The organism is Neobacillus drentensis, assembly GCF_036962765.1.
Classification (GTDB): Bacteria; Bacillota; Bacilli; order Bacillales; family Cytobacillaceae; genus Neobacillus; species Neobacillus drentensis_C.
Map to the genome: position 1 here is coordinate 1 of NZ_JBALOS010000098.1, position 2510 is coordinate 2510.

The 2510-nt window shown below is 39.2% G+C and carries 3 protein-coding genes; all 3 read left to right on the forward strand.

Annotated features, from left to right (window positions below; genetic code table 11):
* Positions 1–13 precede the first annotated feature (13 nt).
* From V7137_RS13740 to V7137_RS13750, 3 genes are read left to right on the forward strand one after another with little or no spacing between them, the layout of a single operon-like run.
* Positions 14–250 carry a FeoA family protein gene (locus V7137_RS13740; RefSeq protein ID WP_335698621.1) on the forward strand — a complete coding sequence of 79 codons (237 nt, stop codon included), beginning with the start codon at positions 14–16 and terminating at the stop codon, positions 248–250.
* Positions 243–962, forward strand: a complete 720-nt coding sequence (locus tag V7137_RS13745; RefSeq protein WP_335698611.1) for a FeoB small GTPase domain-containing protein — start codon at positions 243–245, stop codon at positions 960–962. The genes V7137_RS13740 and V7137_RS13745 overlap by 8 nt, the downstream gene beginning before the upstream one ends.
* A complete protein-coding gene (locus V7137_RS13750; protein ID WP_335698612.1) occupies positions 937–2310 on the forward strand; it encodes a nucleoside recognition domain-containing protein in 1374 nt (457 codons plus the stop codon). Before V7137_RS13745 ends, V7137_RS13750 begins: the two co-directional genes overlap by 26 nt.
* Positions 2311–2510 lie beyond the last annotated feature (200 nt).

A 2510-nucleotide genomic window follows, 5' to 3' on the forward strand; every position in this document is an offset into this window, starting at 1 on the left:
GGATAAACCTAATATTATTAAACTGGTGAATGGCCAAAAAGGAAATTTGATTAAAATAACTGCTATAAATCTAGAGGGTGTCATGAGAAGAAGATTATTGGATTTAGGATTTGTGAATGGAGCACTCGTAGAGGTTATTCGCAAAAGTCCGTTGGGAGATCCAATTGCCTTTCGTGTCAGTCAAACAACGATTGCCCTCAGAAGAGAGGAAAGTTCAAAAATAGAAGGGGAGCTGGTATCTAATGGGTAATGAATATCGAATTGCCTTAGCTGGAAATCCGAATACGGGGAAAAGTACCTTGTTCAATGCCTTAACCGGCCTCAGACAACATACAGGGAATTGGGCAGGAAAAACCGTTTCACTTGCACAAGGGACTGTTCAGCATAAAGATAAAACGTTTAATCTTATTGACCTTCCTGGCACCTATTCACTTTTCTCGAATTCAACGGATGAAGAAGTTGCGCGAAATTATATCGTTTTTGAAAAACCAGATGTGACGGTTGTGGTACTAGATGCGACCTCATTAGAGCGGAATTTTAATCTAGCGTTGCAGGTATTAGAGATGACAAAAAATGTTGTCATTTGCATCAATTTAATTGATGTTGCGGAAGAACAAGGAATTCAGATTAATGAGCGATTGTTGACCAATCGGTTGGGGGTTCCTGTCATCAAGATTTCTGCCAGGAACAAAAAGGGATTTCCTATGCTCTTAGATACCATTGATCGCATTGTGACAGGGGTGATTGAATGCAAACCGGTTCAGGTGTCCTATCCTGCGGAGATCGAAGCTAAGATTAAAATAATTGAACCTAAAGTACGTGAATTTATTGGAGATCAATTATCCTCTCGTTGGGTTTCTTTGAGATTGCTAGATGGAGACGAAACATTACTGAATGAAATTAGTAACCGATTGGTTGCAGGAGGGGGTTTAGAGAATGAGTATTCACAAGCTTTATGCTGAAGCTCAGGAGCTGTCGACACCAAAGCTGAGAGATGACATTGTTCAAAACCTTTACGATCGCAGTCATAAATTATGTCATGAAGGAATTACCTATACACAATCAAAAAGGGATACTCGAACCGAAAAACTGGATGCGGTTTTTACTTCACCAATTTTTGGTTTTCCCATCATGATTATTATGTTAGGAGTTCTATTTTATTTAACAATCGCTGGAGCAAATATCCCATCCTCCATGATAGCTGAGTTTTTTGGATTCTTAGAGGGGTATATTACATCATTTTTTACCTTCCTGCATGCACCCGATTGGTTGCACGGAGTCCTTGTTCTCGGTTTATACCGAGGAACAACATGGGTGATTAGTGTTATGCTCCCGCCGATGGCGATCTTTTTTCCAACATTTGCATTATTGGAAAATTATGGTTATCTTCCAAGGGTAGCCTTTAACATGGATCGGCTCTTTAAAAGGGTGGGTGCCCATGGGAAGCAATCATTAACAATGGCGATGGGATTTGGCTGTAATGCGGCAGCGGTTATTTCAACAAGGATTATTGAATCACCAAGAGAGCGGATGCTGGCCATCCTTACAAACAACTTTGTTCCATGTAATGGACGATGGGGAACTTTAATTGTTTTAGCATCGTTATTCATGGCTGCCAATTTTACAGGTGGGGCAGCATCACTTGTTACCACAGGGGTCGTTGTCGGTATTGTTTTATTTGGTATAGTGGTTACCTTTTTTGTTTCTTGGGTTCTGTCGAAAACGGCCCTTAAAGGAGTACCAACTCATTACACATTAGAACTACCGCCTTACCGTAAACCGAAGATATTCGATACCGTGATTCGGTCGTCTTTAACAAAGTCTTGGTCTGTGTTAGTTCGCGCCGTTAAAGTTGCCGCTCCAGCAGCGATTTTAACTTGGGTGTTCGCAAATATTTACATTGGTGACACAAGTATTCTCATGTATGCCGTCGAGTTTTTGGACCCATTTGGAAAAATGCTTGGCCTTGACGGTTACATCATGATGGCATTTATTTTAGGGTTACCTGCAAACGAAATTGTTCTTCCAATCCTATTGATGGGTTATTTATCAACAGGATCTTTAACTGAAGTTGATAGCATGGTAGATTTGAAGAAAATCTTTCTTGATCACGGTTGGACGTGGCTCACAGCATTGAACATGATGTTATTTTCGCTGCTTCATTATCCGTGTGGCACGACTTTGCTTAATATTTATAAAGAAACGAAAAGTAAGAAATGGACATTTCTTGCCTTCCTTATTCCAACTGTCATCGCCATTTTAGTGCCACTGATTATTACCCAGATGGTGAGAATGTTAGGATTGATATAATTAGAAATTAAATAATTTCAAAAAGAGTGTTAAATCGATAAGGATTTAATACTCTTTTTTTATTGTCCTTTCCAACGTATAGGCACAGTCTAATTGAAGAAACCTATAACTACCATGTATTTGGAGGATTATGATGTCTGAGGATAATTTAAGTAAAAGTAAAGGATCCATCTATTCAAATTTACGATTGAATATTGAAA